This is a genomic window from Verminephrobacter aporrectodeae subsp. tuberculatae At4 (assembly GCF_000193225.1).
Classification (GTDB): domain Bacteria; phylum Pseudomonadota; class Gammaproteobacteria; order Burkholderiales; family Burkholderiaceae_C; genus Acidovorax; species Acidovorax aporrectodeae.
The window spans coordinates 1-1,783 of the sequence record NZ_AFAL01000779.1 but is presented as its reverse complement, the minus strand read 5'-3'; the positions used below and the strand labels follow the sequence as shown (position 1 = coordinate 1,783).

The window sequence follows — 1,783 nt, the reverse complement described above, 5'->3', positions numbered from 1 at the left end:
CAAAACCGTCTGGACCTCCACGTTCACCCCCACGGACAACGTCAACGCCGCGACGAATACCATCCGCCTGAACCTCACCGGCGTCACCGACGACATACCGAACCCCGGGGTCGGCAGCGTCAGCAGCGCCAACTACTCCGTGGACACCCGGCCGGCAGACACCACCGGCCTGAGCGCCACGATCACGCTGCGGGACACCATCCTCACCGTCGGAGAAGAAACCACCGTTACCTTCAGCTTCAGCAAGTCGGTCCCGGACTTCTCGATCGACGACATTGAGCGCAGAAATGCCAACGGCACATTCGGTCCGCTCACGGCCAACGCCGACCACAGGGTCTGGACGAGCACTTTCACGCCCACGGACAACGTGGAGGACAGCACGAATACCATCGGCGTGGGCCGCGCCGGCGCCGGTCGTGCCAACAGCGACAACTATGCCGTCGATACCAAGGCCCCGGTGCTGCTCAGCGCCACGGTGAACGCCAACAAACTGCTGCTCAGCTACACCGAAGGAACGAGCCTGGACGGGGTCCATTTCGCATCCCCCGCTGCCTTTCAGGTGCGCGTCAATGATGTCCCCGACGCCGTTGCCTACGTCACCGTCGATGCCCGGGCCAAGACCGTCACCCTGGGACTGAGCACGGCGGTAGTCACCGGCCAAACGGTGAGCGTTGCCTACACCGACCCCACGATCGATAACGACACGAATGCCATACAGGACGCAGCAGGCAATGACGCGGCCAGCGTGCCGGCCCTGTTCCTGCCCAACACCACGCCCGCGCCGCAGCCTCAGTCCCCTGCGGATCCAACGAAGCCACAGCCCCCCGCGGGCCCAACGAAACCGGACACGTCGGACATGGACAACGACAGCGTTCCCAGTGCCATGGAGAATCGGACCCCCGGTCTCCCGCGCCCCGATGGCGCGCCCCCCGTGGTCGGCGACGGCAACGGAGACGGCGTCAAGGACAGCGCGCAGATCGCAGTGGGTTCGATCAGCGTCGCGATCAGCCCCGGGGAGGACGGCAACCCGACCGGCGCGCCGACCACCTTTGTGACCTTGGTTGGCGACAGCCAGGACGGCAAGCCGGGCGCAAACAGCAGCACCCGCATCATCCACCTGAACCAGAAGGATGCGCCGGCCCGGCTGTCGCAGGGGCTGGATGCGCCCATCGCACTCGTGCACTTCGAAACGACGCTGGCCCAAGGCAGCAGCGAGACCTTCAGCCTGTACGTGGACCCGGCGCTGGGCATCAACGGCAACTGGGTGCAAGAGGCGGACACCGGCATTTGGGTGAACCTGGCCAGCGCGCCCTATGGCGGCAAGATGCAAATGGAAGGCGGGCGGCTCAGACTGGACTTTCAGGTCGCCGACGGAGGTCCGTTTGACGCGGATGGCCGCGCGGACGGAGTCGTCACCGTCCCCGACGCACCGGCGTACATGCCGCTGTCCCTTACGGGGCAGGCGTCCGATATGCAGGTTGACGGCTTCTGGTTCTGACGTTTCAGCGCGGACCCCGTTCGCTCTGCCGGCGCGCGCGCTCCAGGGCCGCGGCAATGGCCGCCTTGCGCGCAGCCGGACTGTCTGCCCCGGCGGGGGGGCTGCTGCCGTCCGCCGGGTCGGCTGCCGGCGCGACGCGCTCGCGGTGCTGGCGATAGCGCTGGCGCGCCTGCTGCGCCAACGGGGCGGACCATGCCGCCCAGCCCGTGGCCGCGCCGCTGACCGGCTCCAGCAAGATGCAGTCCACCGGGCATACCGGGAGGCACAGTTCGCACCCCGTGCAAC

General features: G+C 67.6%; 1 protein-coding gene and 1 pseudogene. One reads left to right on the top strand and one right to left on the bottom strand.

The window, feature by feature from the left end; translation table 11 throughout:
- Positions 1-1,498 (top strand): Ig-like domain-containing protein (locus VTU_RS0121455; RefSeq protein ID WP_010108632.1); only part of this gene is annotated, 1,498 nt, incomplete at its 5' end.
- A 4-nt stretch (positions 1,499-1,502) separates the two neighbouring features.
- Here the strand turns inward: VTU_RS0121455 and VTU_RS0121450 are convergent.
- Positions 1,503-1,783: pseudogene (locus tag VTU_RS0121450) on the bottom strand (ferredoxin); the annotation flags it as partial.